Source organism: Citrobacter amalonaticus Y19 (assembly GCF_000981805.1).
Taxonomy (GTDB): Bacteria; Pseudomonadota; Gammaproteobacteria; order Enterobacterales; family Enterobacteriaceae; genus Citrobacter_A; species Citrobacter_A amalonaticus_C.
The window spans coordinates 2,778,821-2,795,745 of record NZ_CP011132.1 but is presented as its reverse complement, the minus strand read 5'-3'; the positions used below and the strand labels follow the sequence as shown (position 1 = coordinate 2,795,745).

The 16,925-nt window shown below is 55.6% G+C and carries 11 protein-coding genes; 2 read left to right on the top strand and 9 right to left on the bottom strand.

Annotated features, from left to right (window positions below):
* Positions 1-5: 5 nt before the first annotated feature.
* The 7 genes from guaD to mocA form a co-directional block, all read right to left on the bottom strand.
* The gene (gene guaD, locus F384_RS12870; protein ID WP_046483298.1) at positions 6-1,322 is read right to left on the bottom strand and encodes a guanine deaminase; all 1,317 of its coding nucleotides are present in this window, start codon (positions 1,320-1,322) and stop codon (positions 6-8) included.
* A 17-nt stretch (positions 1,323-1,339) separates the two neighbouring features.
* Positions 1,340-2,740 carry a nucleobase:cation symporter-2 family protein gene (locus F384_RS12865; RefSeq protein ID WP_046483296.1) on the bottom strand — a complete coding sequence of 467 codons (1,401 nt, stop codon included), beginning with the start codon at positions 2,738-2,740 and terminating at the stop codon, positions 1,340-1,342.
* Positions 2,741-2,902: 162 nt separating this feature from the next.
* Positions 2,903-5,773, bottom strand: coding sequence for a molybdopterin-dependent oxidoreductase Mo/Fe-S-binding subunit (locus tag F384_RS12860; protein ID WP_046483293.1), 2,871 nt, complete (start codon positions 5,771-5,773; stop codon positions 2,903-2,905).
* Positions 5,770-6,549 (bottom strand): molybdopterin-dependent oxidoreductase FAD-binding subunit, encoded by a 780-nt coding sequence (gene ygfM, locus F384_RS12855; protein WP_046483290.1) that lies wholly within the window; start codon positions 6,547-6,549, stop codon positions 5,770-5,772. The genes F384_RS12860 and ygfM overlap by 4 nt, the downstream gene beginning before the upstream one ends.
* Positions 6,550-6,594: 45 nt before the next feature.
* Positions 6,595-7,923: a putative aminohydrolase SsnA gene (gene ssnA / locus F384_RS12850; RefSeq protein WP_046483287.1), complete on the bottom strand. Its 1,329-nt coding sequence runs from the start codon at positions 7,921-7,923 to the stop codon at positions 6,595-6,597.
* Positions 7,924-7,925: 2 nt separating this feature from the next.
* Complete coding sequence (gene ygfK / locus F384_RS12845) at positions 7,926-11,030, bottom strand: putative selenate reductase subunit YgfK (protein ID WP_046483284.1); 3,105 nt, start codon at positions 11,028-11,030, stop codon at positions 7,926-7,928.
* A gap of 377 nt (positions 11,031-11,407) precedes the next feature.
* Entirely contained in the window at positions 11,408-11,980 is a 573-nt protein-coding gene (gene mocA / locus F384_RS12840) for a molybdenum cofactor cytidylyltransferase (RefSeq protein WP_046483281.1), read from the bottom strand.
* 48 nt (positions 11,981-12,028) lie between these two features.
* Between mocA and yqeC the strand changes: the two genes are divergently transcribed.
* Together yqeC and yqeB are read left to right on the top strand one after the other, a co-directional pair.
* Positions 12,029-12,796 (top strand): selenium cofactor biosynthesis protein YqeC, encoded by a 768-nt coding sequence (gene yqeC / locus F384_RS12835; RefSeq protein ID WP_046483280.1) that lies wholly within the window; start codon positions 12,029-12,031, stop codon positions 12,794-12,796.
* A 48-nt stretch (positions 12,797-12,844) separates the two neighbouring features.
* Positions 12,845-14,470: a selenium-dependent molybdenum cofactor biosynthesis protein YqeB gene (yqeB, locus tag F384_RS12830; protein ID WP_046483277.1), complete on the top strand. Its 1,626-nt coding sequence runs from the start codon at positions 12,845-12,847 to the stop codon at positions 14,468-14,470.
* A 91-nt stretch (positions 14,471-14,561) separates the two neighbouring features.
* Here the strand turns inward: yqeB and arcC are convergent, their stop codons facing one another.
* Together arcC and hydA are read right to left on the bottom strand one after the other, a co-directional pair.
* The gene (gene arcC, locus F384_RS12825; RefSeq protein ID WP_046483274.1) at positions 14,562-15,494 is read right to left on the bottom strand and encodes a carbamate kinase; all 933 of its coding nucleotides are present in this window, start codon (positions 15,492-15,494) and stop codon (positions 14,562-14,564) included.
* Positions 15,495-15,507: 13 nt separating this feature from the next.
* Positions 15,508-16,914, bottom strand: a complete 1,407-nt coding sequence (gene hydA / locus F384_RS12820) for a dihydropyrimidinase (protein WP_046483271.1) — start codon at positions 16,912-16,914, stop codon at positions 15,508-15,510.
* Positions 16,915-16,925 lie beyond the last annotated feature (11 nt).

Here is a 16,925-nt window from a genome sequence, read left to right as displayed (position 1 = left end):
TTCTGTCAGGTCCGTTCGTACACCAGACGCCCGTCGACGTAAGTGCGGTAAATAGAGCGATCGTCGCCCAGCGTCATCATCACGAACAATTTGTCGACCAGGGATGTTGAGTTGTCATAGCGCAGTTGTTGCAGCGGCGTCGCTGTCGGTTCCAGCACCACAAAATCCGCCTCTTTGCCCGGCATAAAGTTACCAATCAGATTGTCGAGGCCCAGCGCCTTCGCACCGCCGAGCGTCGCCAGGTAAAAGGCTTCGTATGCCGAGAGTCGGTAACCCTGTAGTTGCACCACTTTGTAGGCTTCGTTCAGCGTTTGCAGCATGTTGAAGGTGGTACCGGCGCCGATATCGGTCCCCATACCGACGCTGATCTTCTTCCTCCAGGCTTTTTGCAGATTGAACAAACCGCTGCCGAGGTAGAGGTTTGAGGTCGGACAAAAGGCGATGCTGGAGTGGGTTTCGCTCAGGCGATCCCACTCTTTCTCTTCCAGATGTACACAGTGGGCGAAGACGCAGTTTTTTCCGGTCAGTCCGTACTGGTGATACACATCCAGATAACCGTCATGTTCCGGATAGAGCGCCTTAACCCAGGCAATTTCATCTTTGTTTTCACAGAGATGGGTATGGACCCAGGTATCGGGATATTCTTCTCGCAGACGCTGCGCCATCGCCATCTGCTGCGGAGAGGAGGTCGGGGCAAAGCGCGGCGTAATGGCATACAGCAGGCGCCCATTTTTATGCCAGCGCTCAATCAATGCCTTACTTTGCAGGTAGCTGCTCTCGGCGTCGTCCAGAAGGTAATCCGGCGCGTTACGGTCCATCATCACTTTGCCGGCGATCATGCGCATATTGATATGGCTGGCGGCTTCAAATAGCGCATCCACGGACTGCGGATGCACCGTGCCAAAAACCAGCGCGCTGGTGGTGCCGTTACGCAACAGTTGCTTGATGAAAAAAGCCGACATCTCGCGCGCGTATTCCAGATCCTCATAGCGTCTTTCGGTCGGGAAGGTGTGCTTATTCAGCCATTCCAGCAACTGCTCGCCATAGGCACCGACCATTTCGCTCTGGGGGTAGTGGATATGCGTATCAACGAATCCCGGCACGACCAGTTTTCCGCGATAGTCACGGACACGGATGGCGTCAGGGATCCGGTGTTTTCCCGCTTCCCACTCACCAAACCATTCGACTTTTCCCTGGCGAATCAGCAGCAATCCGTCTTCCAAAAATCGCAGCGCTGAGGCGATCTCTTCCGGGTTTTCGACGGTGCGGGTGACATCAATAAAGCTGCCGCGCACCGCTTTCAACGTGTGTTCTCCAGACATCGTAAACTCCTTTATCGTTAATCCGTTTCCTCCGGGGAGATGATGCCCGGCAGCACTTCTTCAGGCCGGTAGCCTCCAGGGAGAATGATATTCAGTAGAATGGCGGTCAGACCGCCCGCGCAGATGGGGTTTTCCACCAACACATAAATTGAGGCAGGCAGGATTTTGAAAATTTCCGGGTCATAGGAGACGCCCAGGCCCAGTCCCAACGAGGTGGCGACAATCAACGTTTCACGGCGCTTAAGCCCGTTGGTGATGATGATGCGGATCCCGGCGATTGCGATCATTGAGAACATTAGCGTCATCGCGCCCCCCAGCACCGCCGAAGGAATGGTGGTAAAGAAGCCGCCAATCATTGGAAACAGTCCAAGCAGCACCAGCATGACGGCGATGGTGCGGCCGATATAGCGAGAGGCGACGCCGGTCATCTGGATAACGCCGTTGTTTTGCGCAAAGGTCGTCAATGGCAGTGAACCCACTGCAGAGGCAATGACGGAGACCAGCCCATCGGCCAGTACGCCGCCCTTCAGGCGTGACTGGTATTCATCCCCCTGAATGGGGCGTCTGGACACCATCGCGGTCGCGGTAATGTCGCCGACGGCTTCCAGCACGCTGAGCAGATAAATGGTCCCAACCACCAGAAAGTGATGAAAGTTGAACTGGAAACCGTACTTAAAAGGGGTCGGGATGGTGACCCACGGCAGATTGCGCATACTGCTGAAATCCACCATGCCAAGGCACAGAGAGACGATATAGCCCACACACAGCCCGATCGCGATGCCGCCCATTCTCAGTAACGGACTGCGGCAGCAGTTAAAACCGATCACCACGATCAGCACCAGCAACCCGACGCCGATGTTCTCGTAGTTTCCGTAGGTGCCGCTGCTTTTCGCCGCAAAGCCGCCGCCAAAATCGATGATCCCGACTTTAATCAGGCTCAGGCCAATCATTAGCACCACAATGCCGCTGACGGTCGGAGTGATGACTCTGCGCAAGTAAGGCAAAATGAAAGACGATCCCACCACCAGAAATGCCCCGACAAATGAAACGCCGAGCAGCGATGACATGATCAACTCTTCATGGAATCCGTCGTTTTTCATCCCGCTGCCCAGGGCAATCATCACCGTGACAAACGAAAAATTGACCGACTGAATCGAGAGTAAGCCGGAACCGACCATGCCATAGCGATTGACCTGCAGCCAGGTGCCGATGCCAGAGGCAATCATCGCCATTGAGACCAGATAGGCGGTGGTTTCCGCTGACAGCTGTAGCGCGGTGCCGACAATTAATGCGGGCGTGACCATGGGGACAAAGATGGCCAGCAGGTGGGTGATCGCGCCGATAATAGACTGATGAAAGGGAGGGCGATCCTCCAGTTCGTAAATCAGATCTGAGCCTGCACGTGATATATCAGACATCCCTTCACTCCTTAATAAGTAAATTTGATCATCTGAATCAGCAGAATTAAATTCTGCGAATTTGAGGCACAGGTTGCCCTGAGAACGGCTTATCTCATTTCCGCAGACGGCATTTAATCATTATTGAGTCATGAGAGCGGGCCGCCTGAGCGGCCCACGTCGTTACATTTTTTCCAGCGCGGTCAGTATTTTCTCCGGTGTGAAATGCCATTCGCGTAACCATACGCCACAGGCATCATGAATGGCGGTGGCAATGGCAGGCGCCGCGCCGTTAACGCCAATTTCAGAGATCGATTTAGCGCCAAAGGGGCCAACCTTATCGTCGCTAGGCACCAGCACGGCACGAAAATCCCGGGGGATGTCGCCAATTTTGGGCGCACCGTAACTGCGCAGATCGCGGGTCAGCGGATGGCCTTCGGCATCATAGAGGATCTCTTCGCTCAGGCTATGGCCGATGGCCCGCATCGACGCACCGTAAATTTGCCCCAGTGCGAGTTCCGGGTTGACCGGTGTGCCGCAGTCCAGCAGCGCGTAGAACTTGTCGAGACGGATTTCACCGGTTCGGGTGTTCACCGCGACCTCGGCGAAGTTCGCCCCATACGGGAATGCGAAGTCTGCGGTGATGTAACTGGCCGTGGCGACCAGCGTGCCAAAACCGGTTCCCGTCTCCGCTTTGTGCGCGATCTCAGCGTAACTCACTTCGCCCTGCTTGCCGCGTACAACGCCAGGTGACGCCAGTTGAACGTCAGCAACGGGTTCGCCCAGCATCTGCGCACCGTGAAAGAGGATTTTTTCACGCAGGTTTTCTGCTGCTTTACGCGCCGCGTTCCCCGAGAAGCAGGTGCCGGATGAGGCGTAAGCGCCTTTGTCGAAGAGCGCATGGTCAGTATCGCCGGAGATGACATGCACCTCTTCTGGCGCACAGTGCAGTACTTCCGCCGTCAGTTTAGTGACAACCGTATCCAGCCCAGTACCGATATCTGCGCCGCCGGAGTGGACGATGAAGGTGCCATCGGACTCCAGTTTGATCATACAGTTCGCCTGATCGATGTCCGGGATCCCTGATTTCTGCATAATAATGGCGACCCCACGACCGGTACGCCAGTCACCGTCCTGTGGTTTGGGCGACGACCAGTCGATCATCTTCCGCCCCTGACGCAGGATCTCTTCCAGTGCGCAACTGGCCGCGGAGGGAACGGAGGTTGGCGCTTTCCCTTCACCGATCGCGCCGAGTATTTTCAGTTCCTGTCCTTCGTGAACCCGATTGCGTTCGATGATCTCCAGTTGGTCAATTTGCAGCTGTTCGGCAAGCTCGGCTAACGCCATTGTCATCGCAAAGGTGCCTTTCGGCGCGCCATAGCCCTGATATGCCCCTGTCGGGCAGATATTGCTGTAGTACGTTGTGACCTGGAAATCGACATTGTCGCAAGGGTATAGCGGTAGCGAGAGCGCCGGGCCGTTGCTCGGCACGGTTAATGAATGATTACCGTAAGGGCCAGTATTGGCGCGGAAGTCCATTTTGACCGCTGTCAGGCGACCATCTTTCTTCGCGCCAAGTTTGACCGTGACTTTTGCCACGTGACGGGAGGTATTGGCAATAAACTCCTCTTCACGGGTATAGCGGAAATAGACCGGGCGTCCGGTCACGCAGGTCGCCCATGCGCAGACTTCTTCCAGCAGGATGTCCTGTTTAGAACCAAAGCCGCCGCCGACGCGCTCCTTAATGACGTGGACCTTATGCTGCTTCATGCCAACGAGGCGGGCAACCTGGCGGCGCAAGTGCCACGGTACCTGCGTTGAGGCGTGAATGATCAGGCGATCGCCGTCCATGCGGGTAAAGCAGATATGAGGCTCTGCCGGGCACTGCTGCGCCTGTGTGGAGTGATAAGTACGCTCGATGATCACATCCGCTTCGGCAAACCCTTTCTCCATATCGCCGATATGACCATGAATGCTGGCGGCGATATTTTTTCGCGGGCGTGAACCAATCGGGAAGTTGATGATCATGTGTTCGCCACGTTGAGCGGCATGGCGGTTGTCTTCTTCCAGCGTCTCCGGCGCGCCAGCGACGTACACCACCGGTTCATCGTGTACGACGGGCGCATCGTCCGCCATGGCTTCGTCAATCGACAATACCGGCTTAAGCACATCATATTTCACATCGATGAGTTCGAGCGCGGCCAGCGCAATCTCTTCGCTCTCTGCAACCACGGCGGCAACACGATCGCCGACGTGACGCAGTTTCTTACCGAACATGCGACGGTCGAGCGGGGAGGGTTCCGGCGCACTTTGTCCGCCGGGCGTATAGTAGATGTCGGGACAGTTGCGGTGGGTGATCACGTGAACCACGCCGGGCAACGCTTCGGCTTTGCTGACGTCAAGATGAGTTATCAACGCATGGGCGTGCGGACTGCGCAGCATTTTAATGACGCAGGCGTCAGGGGTGATACGGTCTTCCACATAGCAGGGTTTGGCCTGGACCATTTTGGCGGCATCGGTTTTTGGCCAGGGTTTACCAATCACCGCGAGATCGTCGCGGAACGTGGGAGCGACAGTCATACGGGCTTGCGGATCGTTTTTGCGCGCCACCGCCAGTTCGATCACCTGATAATATTGCTGCCAGCCGGCATCACGACTGAACAGACCGGACAACGCATCGTCAATCTCTTCACGGTCAGGAATCGCGATACGTTCCAGCAGATCGGTGATGATCAATGCGGCAGCCGGATCGTTATAACCGGACTGCACAACACCGACATCCACCATCGCCTGTTGTACCAGGCTCAACGCATTCCATTTACCGAGTGATTCGCTGGTGCGGATCTCCGCGTGATCCAACTGTGCGGCAATCAGTAATGAGGCATTGACGATGCGACCGTTGTAGAGAATCGCGTCCGAACCGGCGAAACCGAATCCGTCGTCACTGTTGCGCACGGAGTGCATGCCCAGGTTAAACAGCAGCGTCTGTACGTTTTCGCCCGGGTTAATCTTCATTTCACGGACCATGCCGTTCAATGTGAAGTGAATCATCATACAACGTCCTCCCCGGCCATCAGACAGTCGGCATACAGATCGGCTACGACCACGCCGGTGATATAGCGCTTATAGGCCGCGCTGCCCCGAATATCATCCTGTGGGAATATGGCGTTTGAGACCGCCTGTTCCAGTTCCGTCCCTTCGCGCGTTTGTGTTTCCACATCATGCAGGCGCAGTGCTTTGTCCGCCACGCCGTCCAGCGCGATGCAAATGCCACCGTGTTCTGTTAACGCGACCGCTGCGGTCACGACGGTTAATCCGGCCTGTGAACGGCTCACTTTGCGGGTGGCGCAAGGGCGGAAGGGATCTTTAATGATAATTTCGGTGAGCAGGCGATCGCGTGGATCGGCGAGATAGCTTTCCAGTGACAGGGTTTCGCCATCACCAAACACCAACTGAGCGTCCAGCGCCAGCAGGACGGGGAGTAACACGGACTCTTGCTGTTGTGCGGCAATCTCGCCGCCGAGGGTAGACTGGTTGCGTAGATGGCGGGAGTAGATAAAGCCGATCGCCTCCCGCAGTGCCGCCGGAAGATAGCGGGCGTCGTGCAACGGTTGCAGGCGAGTCATCGCCCCAATACGCAATGCGCCATTGTCCCAGTCGATCCACTCCAGCTCCAGATCCTGCAGTGAAATGGCAATCTGCTTGTGGGTACGCGTTGGCGTCGCGTTGAGTTTGCTGCCCCCGGCAAACCAGACGGCGTCCTCCTGATAGCGGCGCTTGAGTTCCAGCGCCTGGTCAACGGAGTCGGGCCTGAAAAATTGTTCAATCATCATCATTCCTCATCACTCCCTCTCCCGTTCAGGAGAGGGTACGGGCTATGCCAGCGCATCCATTCGCCGCCACATGTTGGCGGCGGCTTTTCGGGCCTGCGCATAAATGGAATCGGTATCGAAAGTGAACTGACGGTCTTCATACACCATCACGCCATTCACCATCACGCTGTGCACGCTGCCTGAACCGAGACCGAAAGCGATATGCCCGGCAACGTTTTCAGCGATCAGCGGCGTCGGCGACGAATAGTCGAGGAGGGTTAAATCGGCTTTATAACCGGCTTGCAGTTGGCCAAAGTTTTCTCCGAAGTTGCGGTGCAACAGTTCGTTGCCGTTCGCCAGTGCTTTCGCAAAGCTGTCAGGCCACAGAGGACCGCCCGCGTCGCGATGTTTGAAGAAGGCAAATTTCATCTCTTCAAGCATGTCGGAGCCGATGCCGTCCGTCCCCAGCGCCAGATTGCGAATATGGGTAAGGTGGTGGTTATAGCCCACATGGTTATTCATGTTGGAGCGGGCATTGTGTACCAGGAAGGCATCTTGCTGATTCAGCAGCGCGATATCTTCCGCAGACAGGTACAGGCCGTGTGCGACCAGCGTTTTACGGTCGATGAGCCCATGTTCCGCCAACCTGACCAGCAGGTCTTTACCGTACAGATGATGACTGTGGGAGACATCGTAACTGTCTTCCGCCGCATGGATATGCAGCCCACGCCCGGTAGCGTTGATGGCCTCGCGTAGCATCTCCAGACCGGCGTCAGGCACGGTAAAGGGGGCATGCGCGCCAATGTGCGCTTCCACCAGATACGGCTCGCTACCGCTCTCCCGTGCATGGTCTATCTGACGAGCGAAGCGGATATTCTCTTCGACGCCTGCCTGTAGCTCTTTGATTCCCTCGTTACGGTCGGTGGTTTCAAAGCAGGTCATTGCCCGCAGGCCGACTTTTAAAAAGGCTGAACGCAGCGTAGAGAGCGAACTCTGTATGTAGCCAGGTGAAGCATGGTGATCGATAACTGCAGAACATCCGCTCTTAATCGCCTCCAGTGAGCAAATCAGTCCGCTGTAGTAGAGCGACTCTTCGTCCAGAGCCCGGTCCAGGCGCCACCACAGGTTTTTCAACGTTGAGATAAAGTCCGGACTGGGGGCGATATTGGCCTGGATCCCGCGCGATAAACCGGAGTAAAAGTGGTTATGCGCGCAGACCAGCCCCGGCATCACGATTCGTCCATGCATCTCTTTCCATTGCGCCTGCGGGTAGCGCTGCGTCAGGGCGTCACCCACCTCAACAATAACGTCTTTGTCGATCGCAATATCCACCCCTTCACGCACGCTGGCCGGATGAAGTTGTACAGCGGTGACATTTTTCAGAATCAACATGATTACACCTCCACGCGGCCTAACAGGTAATGGTGATGCTGGTGGACATAGCTGATGACGCGGCACATATCATCCAGTTCCGGCGGGATGCTGGCGAACTGCCCATCATGGCTGATGTTTAACACCCAGCTTTGGTCATTCAGCCGGACTCTGACCCGATCGTCTTCCACCAGGAAACCCGGGTTGCTGCTGTTGTCGAAATCCTGCGGCAGGCTAAAGAGCGTGACTTTGTCTTTATATGGCTTGCCCTGCCACGGACAGAATTGAGCGCAGTTACCGCATTCGTTGCAGTAAGCGTCCAGGTGCAGCGTCTGGAAGCGGTTCTGGAATCCCGGCACGGGAATTGACACATTGGCGCGGTTCGGACAGACATCCACGCATTTGCTGCAGACATAGTTGCATTCAAGGCAGCGGGCCGCTTCCTGGGCGACAAAGGCGTCACGGTCGTCTTTATCGACCCTCGCGACCGCAATCTCGCCTTTACGCTGATAGATTTCAGCGGGGCTAACGTTATTCCAGCGCTTATCACCATGGTGGGAGCGGATATTTTCCCGCCAGAGGATGGTATCCGTGGCCCGACGCGCAGAGCCGATGGCGGCAACAATGGATGACGGACCACGCTGGACGTCGCCAATCATGAACACGTCAGTGAGGCGGGTTTCGCCATTGTTGTTCACCTCTGGCCAGCCTTTGCTGTCCAGCGGAACACCCATTGCGTTCAGCGCTTCGGTATCCTGCTGTTCACCAATGGCGGTAATCAGACTATCGATGTGCAGAGTCAGCGTTTCGTCGGTTTCCACCGGACGGCGACGTCCTTTCTCATCCGGCTCCCCGAGCATCATGACGCGCAGGGTGAGTGTGCCATCCGCATCAAAGCGTTCTGGATTGTTGAGGAAACGGAACTCAACCCCATCGTGCAGGGCCTCTTCATACTCTTCACGCCAGGCGGGCATCTCCTGCAGCGAACGACGGTAGACCACGGTGACTTTTTCCACACCCGGTACGCGCAATGCCGCACGGGCGCAGTCCATCGCCGTGTTACCCGCGCCGACGATCGCCACATGCTTACCGAGCGTCAATGCAGTTCCCTGGTTGTATTCACGCAGGAAGGGAAGCGATTTCCAGATGTTGGGGTTGTCGCCATCGAGTTTCACGCCGCTGTTTTTATCCGTACCGGTTGCGATCAGAACATAGTGGAACCCCTGATCTTTCAGGCCCTGTACGGTCAGATCTGGCGCACAGCTATATTCGAACTTCACGCCATGATCGGCGACAAAATCGATATCGTGCTGGATGAGCTCTGCCGGAATACGGAACTGGGGAATGATATTTTTCACTACGCCGCCCGCGTTGGCTTCGCGTTCAAATAGCGTCACCGGGTGTCCTGCCCGGGCAAGGAAATAACCGGCAGCAAGCCCGGCAGGACCCGCGCCGATGATCGCAACCGGATGACGTGAGCCCGAGCCTGCGGGTTTGTGCCAGCGCTGTTTGTATTCATCCCACCCTTTTTCCAGCGCCACTTTTTTCAGTTCACGGATGTTCAGGGCGCTGTCATAGTCCAGACGGGTACAGTTGTACTGGCACTGATGATCGCAGATATGACCGGTGATTGCGGGGAGGGCGTTTCGCTGATAAATCAGCTCCAGCGCGTCGGCATAACGCTGCTCGCCCAGCAGGCGAATATACTCCGGAATGTCCTGTTTGATGGCGCAGGCCGTAATACAAGGGGCGACGTAGCAGTCGGTCAGCGGCAAGCCGTCGGCCACTTCAATGCGCTCTTCAGGTTTCCAGTGTTTCTGGGTGTAGGCCATCGTGACGGCCTCTTCCGCCAGTCGATTCAGACGTTCGACATCGACATGCTCCATTCCCCACGCATCCGAGGACTCCAGTTCACGCATACAGGCGCTGAGTCGCAGGTAACCGCCTGGTTTTAACAGGTCAGTCGCCATGGTGATCGGACGAATGCCGGTGTCAAAGATATCGCGGATGGTTAACTGGCTGGCGCCGCCGGAATAGGAGATGGGCAATTGGCCGTCGAACGTCCGGGAAAGCACGGCCGCCACGTTGATTGAGAGCGGGAACAGCGCCCGGCCGGACATATACATCTCTTCGCCGGGAAGCGCACCTTTGTTATTAATGGTGCCAAGGGTGTTAGTGAGTTTGACGCCAAAACCCAGCGACTTTTCTTTTGCCAGCGCCATCAGGCGCTGCAACATTTCCAGCGCTTGGGTAAGCTTAAGATCGTGCTCAAATGACTCTTCTTTTAAGCCGACATAACCGAAGCCGCAGTTGTCCAGAATTTCACGCACCCGAGGATAGCCCAGCAGTGTCGGATTCAGCTTCACAAAGGTATTCAGCCCTTTTTCTTCCAGCATGTAGCGGCAGATGGCTTCGATTTCGTGCGGCGGGCAGCCGTGCATGGTGGACAGCGTGACGCCCTGCACCAGTTTTGCGGGAATGCGCGCCGGCAACGCCTGTAGACGTTCCCGATGTTCGTTCAACCCGTGGCGCGCCAGGAACGTCTCATCGTGTAGCCACTGCTGTAGCGTGTCACGATACTGTGCGAACTTAGGATGCGCTGACGCGTCCATCATGTTGTCGATGAACTGCTGCATAGGCGGTTGCTTGATGCCGTCAAGGTTATAGCCGACGCTCATATTAAAAATGAACGACTTACCGGTATCGGCTCCCGAAGGTTGCAGCAGTTGCTCCAGTAAATGCAGGGCGAACCAGGCTTTAAGGTACTCATCCCACGCTTTCAGCAGCGTAAATTCAGTCGACCATTCGGTATTGAAGCACTCATCTTCCGCATCAATACAGGGTTTTGCCAGCTCCAGCCGATCAAGAATCTGGACCGTTTTGAGTTCAATAAACCGACCACCAGTTAGCCAGGAGGTGATGATATTTTGTGCAAGCTGAGTGTGCGGGCCGGCGGCGGGGCCGACGGGGGTGGCACAGGTTTCACCGAATACGCTTATCGATTTGCCTTTATCCGGTGAATAGAACTGCTGCTCAGGAATACCAAAGATCGAGCGCTGCTGCTGATATTCATCAAATAGGCGCGTCAAAAGTTCCTCAAACGGAATCGGACGCATTATATCCCCCATACCCCTCTCCTTAGCTTTACTCGGCTTACTTTCGGTTGTGGCAAGACAGCCGGAAGGCGCGCGTGTTCATAGTTGTCATTGGTTGACCGGGACTGACAAAGCCGGCGGTTTGGAGAAATAGAGCAACATTCGCACCACTCTGACAAAGCGGAGCCATAAAAATATAATTTTGTGAGGCGCTTCTAATCTTAAGTCCGCTTTGTGAAATATCTCACAAACGCTAAATGAGAATGAAAATCAGCCGGGAGAGGTATTGCGATAAGGTATTTCATCATCGCATTCTATTTTCTCAAAAATGGCGGTCGCTTATCATTATGATAAGTGAAAAATGAGGAGGGGAATATTTGAACGCAATCGTTTAACTCCGTATTTACTATTTATCTGTGTCGACGTTGCGCATTGATAAAATCCTCTGGAGTATCAATATCCAGAGTGATTCGGGCATCGTTTATTTCAATGATATTATGTTTTCCGCGCAGCAATGCCTGACGCATACTGCTGACATCCGGTTGTGAGATAGCCTGCAACAGGCATTTTTGGGAAAGTAATATAGGATGACCAGGCTGGCTCTGATAGCAAGGGATAAGTGCGTTATCGTTGCGTAAAGCCCAGATTTTACGAAAAATATCGCTGTTCAGTTCAGGCATGTCACCGTGCGTGATGAAGCAGTGCTCGCTGTGCACGGCGACAGCGCCCACCTTAATTGACGTAAATAAGCCCTGAGCATAATCCGGATTGTACGTAATAATGATATTGGGCTGATTCGCATAGCGATTATGTATCTCAGTTGCGCGGTAACCAGAAACTAATATTACCCTGTTACAAAATTGCAGCGCGTTTTTGATACTTGCATCAAGAATTGTTCCTTCGTGCCAGGGTAACATCATTTTCCATTTTCCCATTCTGGATGATAACCCAGCTGCAGTAATTATACAGTCGACGACAGGCATGGCGATTCCATAATGTCTATTAGACGTTGTGTCACTTCAGAGAGGCTTATGAGTATATCGGGGCATGCTTCTTTATTCTTTGATTTAGGTGCACAGAAACGGCCAACGGTTATTTCAATTGTCGGTGCTGGTGGGAAAACCAGTACTCTTTTCTGGCTTGCTCATCTCTTTCAATTATCAGGTCGACGGGTATTTATCACCACGACGACGCATATGTTTCTGCCTGACCAGGCCTGGCCGACCCTTTTCTGTCGGGAGCCCGCCGGGCTGCCGTATCAGGTGTTAATGCAACCCATCATAACCTGCTTTCGGTCGTGGAAAGCGCCATTGGGAAAAGCGCGTGGTTTCTCACCCGACGCCATCGATGCTCTGGCCAGGCGTTCGGAATGTGACGTGGTTCTCGTCGAGGCAGATGGCGCCCGTGGAATGCCGCTTAAAGCGCCAGATGAGCACGAACCTTGCATACCTGAAAGCAGTTGCTGCGTGATTGCCGTTATGGGTGGACACCTTCTGGGGAAAAGTGTGGGGGCAGAGCAGGTACATCGCTGGCCGCAGTTCGCCGGGATAACAGGCCTGACGGAGGGATCCCCCTTATCGCTGAAGGCGCTTATCCGCCTGGTTCAGCACCCACAGGGGGCTTTCAAAAATGCCCCGCCAGCCAGTCGACGCGTCTGGTTTCTCAATCGTTTTTCTCAATCTGAGAATGCCATTGATGAACGCGAGCTCATCCAGCCGTTATCAGACGGTGATGTGCAGGCTATCTGGCTGGGGAATGCACTGGAAACGCCTGCAATCGCGCGCAGATTTGTGAGATAGCGACGCCGGGAACACCGGGTGACTGAAAGGATATCCATTGAGGTTCGTATGAATATTTTCACAGAGGCTGCAAAACTTGAAGAGCAAAACCGCCCATTTGCGCTGGCGCAGATTGTCGATAGCCGGGGTTCCACGCCCCGCCATTCGGCACAGATGCTGGTACATCAGGATGGGTCTATCGTCGGGACTATCGGCGGTGGCATGGTGGAGCGCAAGGTGATCGCCGAGGCGCTGCTGGCGTTACAGGAGAGAAAGCCGCGTATGTTTCATGGCCGGATGGCCCGCAACGGCGCTGATGCCGTCGGCTCGGACTGCGGCGGCGCAATGTCGGTCTTTATTAGCGTACACGGCCTGCGCCCGCGACTGGTGTTAATCGGCGGCGGGCATGTGAACCGGGCGATTGCCCAGGGGGCGGCGCTGTTAGGGTTTGATATTGCCGTGGCGGATGTTTATCGCGAGAGTGTTAATCCGGAGGCTTTCCCTCCATCGGTACAGTTGTTACATGCCGATTCTTTTACCGCAGCAGTGGATGCGCTGGAGATCCGTCCGGACAACTTTGTGCTTATCGCAACGAATAATCAGGATCGGGAAGCGCTGGACAAATTGATCGAGCAACCCGTCGCGTGGTTGGGTTTGCTGGCAAGCCGCCGCAAAGTGCAGTTATTCATGCGTCAGTTGCGGGAAAAGGGTGTCGGTGAAGAGCACATTGCCCGCCTGCATGCGCCTGTGGGTTACAACATTGGCGCCGAAACGCCGCAGGAAATTGCGGTCAGCGTGCTGGCGGAGATCTTACAGGTCAAAAATAATGCGCCTGGCGGACTGATGATGCGCGCCGCGCATCCGTCCGGCCATCAGCGCGTGGTGATTCGCGGTGCAGGGGATATTGCCAGTGGCGTAGCGCTGCGATTGTTCCATGCCGGTTTCAAAGTGATCATGCTGGAAGTGGAAAAACCGACCGTCATTCGCCGTAGTGTCGCCTTTGCGCAAGCCGTCTTTGATGGTGAGATGATCGTGGAAGGCGTGACGGCACGGCTGGCCACCTCGTCGGCAGAAGCGGCGGCGTTAGCCGAACGCGGTTTTATCCCGATTCTGGTCGATCCCGCAGGTTCGTTGATCGATGCGCTGAAACCCGTCTGCGTAGTGGATGCGATTCTGGCGAAACAAAATCTGGGTACGCGAAAAGAGATGGCTCCCGTGACCATTGCGTTGGGGCCTGGGTTTACTGCGGGCGAAGACTGCCATGCGGTGATTGAAACGAATCGTGGACACTGGCTGGGGCAGGTGATTTACGCCGGTTGCGCGCAGGAAAATACCGGGATACCCGGCAATATCATGGGGCATACCGCACGGCGTGTGATCCGTGCGCCCGCCGCAGGCATCATGCGCGCCAGGGTGAAACTAGGCGATCTGGTGGAAGAGGGGGACGTCATTGCCTGGATTGGGGAGCATGAAATCAAAGCGCCGCTGTCGGGGATGGTGCGCGGCCTGCTGAGCGACGGTCTGGCGGTGGTGGGAGGATTTAAGATCGGCGATATCGATCCCCGTGGCGAGACAGCCGATTTTACCAGCGTCTCCGATAAGGCAAGAGCGATAGGCGGCGGTGTACTGGAAGCGCTAATGATGCTGATGCATCAGGGTGTGACGTCAACGAATGAGGTACTTGAAGTGGCGTAGAACGGTTTGCCGGATGGCACTGCGTTTATCCGGCCTACGGGGAGTCAATGGTAGGCCGGGCGAACGACGCGCGCCCGGCAAACGCATCAGACTACTGGCAGATTACGGTTCCGGTTTTTCCTTCAATCCCTTCTTTCGCTTTACTCAGCACCGTAATCAGGGCTTCCCGGCCGGGACGGGAGCGGGCAAACGACGCCGCGGCCTCGACTTTTGGCAGCATAGAACCTTTGGCAAAATGCCCCTCGCTGATAAAGCGTTCCGCGTCACTCAACGACAGACGATCCAGCCATTGCTCATTTTCTTTGCCAAAGTTAATCGCGACTTTTTCGACAGCCGTCAGGATGATGAGCATATCCGCATCGATCATTTCTGCCAGGCGGGCGCTGGCCCAGTCCTTGTCGATCACCGCGCTGGCACCACGCAGATGGTTACCCTCACGAATCACCGGGATTCCGCCTCCGCCTACGGTAATGACCACCTGTCCGGCCTCAACCAGCGCGTTGACGGTCTCTTTCTCAATGATGTCCACCGGCTTAGGCGAAGCCACAACACGACGATAACCGCGACCGGCATCTTCTTTGAGTGTATAACCTTGTTTCTCCAGCTGTTCAGCTTCCTGCTGCGTGAAGAATGAACCGATGGGTTTGGTGGGATTCAGGAACGCAGGATCGTGGGCATCGACTTCTACCTGCGTCACCAGCGTGGCGACCGGTTTGTGCATCCCGCGTGAGAGCAATTCTTCGCGTAGTGCGTTTTGCAGATCGTAACCGATATAGCCCTGGCTCAATGCCACGCAGACGGACATCGGCAGCATTGGCGAGTGCGCCTCTGTTTTTGCCGCGGCTTCGAATGCCTGGTTAATCATACCCACCTGCGGCCCATTACCGTGAGTCACGATAACCTCATGACCCTGCGCAATGAGATCCACAATGGCCTGCGCGGTGATTTTGACGGCTTGCATCTGTCCGGCCAGATCCTCACCCAGCGCGTTACCACCCAGTGCGAGAACAATTTTCTTCCTCATTTTTCCTCACTTATCATACACAGTTGTCTGTTTCACAAGCGCCGGGTGGGGTAAACGGCTTACGTCGTAAGAAGCGGCCCCGGCCTGCTTTCCCTGTAAAGACGCCATCGCAGAAGATCGTTTCGCCACGCGACAGCGTTCTGACAATCGCACCCTGACAGCGGAACCCCTCCCAGGGCGAATAATCGGCGTTATCGTGCAGGTGGGCATGATGGATCGTCTGGCTCTGGCGAGGATCGATAATCACCACATCGCCATCAGAGCCTGGTGCCAGTAGCCCCTTCTGAGGCCACAAACCGAACAGCCTGGCAGGCATCGCACTGGTTAACGCAACAAAGCGCTCAGGGGTAATTCGCCCGCTCATCACGCCTTCGGAAAAGAGCAGTTGCAGGCGGTTTTCGACGCCGGGCAAACCATTCGGGCAGCGGCTGAAATCGCCGCCTGAGATCTGCTGGCGCTGCGCCATTGAGAAGGTGCAGTGGTCAGTCGCCACGACGTCAATGGCGCCGTCACTGATACCGCACCAGAGCTTGTCCTGCTCACGTACATTGCGTAACGGCGGGCTGAGAATGAAGTTCAGGCCGTCTTCCCCGTCATAACGACGTTCATCCAGCAGCAGATATTGTGGACAGGTCTCTATCCACACGGGCTGGTGATTCGCTTTCGCCAGGCGTAAATAGTCCAGCCCCAGACCGTTGGATAAGTGGACGATGTACAACGGCGCGTTCCCCGCGATCTGCGCAAGGTTAATCATCCGGGCGATGGCTTCGGCTTCACATTCCAGCGGTCTGCTCAGGGCGTGATAGCGTGGCGACGTTAAGCCAGCGGCAATGAATTCGGCCCGTTTACTGGCGATGGCGGCGTCGTTTTCCGGGTGGACGGTGGTCAGCGCGCCGGACTTGTGCAAACGACGCAGCACCTGCAAGGTTTCATCATCGTTGAGTTTGTACTGGTAGGTCAGATAGAGCTTAAAGCTGCTGATGCCTTCTTCCACCATCATCGGGATCTCGTCGAGGATGGCATGATTGACGTGCTGAATGACGCCGTGGAAGCTGTAGTCGATCGCCGCTTTGTGCGCGGCGTACCCCTGGTAGACCTCCAGTTGATGACGCAAGCGACAGCCCGTCGGACCAAATCCCATATGGTCGATAATGGTTGTTGTACCGCCACACGCAGCGGCGCGGGTACCGGTAAAAAAATCATCACAGCTACGGGCGAGTCCGGTGTCGATATTGAAATGCGTATGTACATCAACGCCGCCGGGAAAAACATAGCATCCCGCAGCGTCAATCACTTCGCACGAGGGGGGCGGCGTAATCTCCGCGTCCAGTTGACGAACAATGCCGCTCTCAATCAGCAGGTCCTGTTTTGCCTGTCCGTCGGCGTTAACGACAATGCCATTTTTAATCAATACACGCATAGCACACTCCA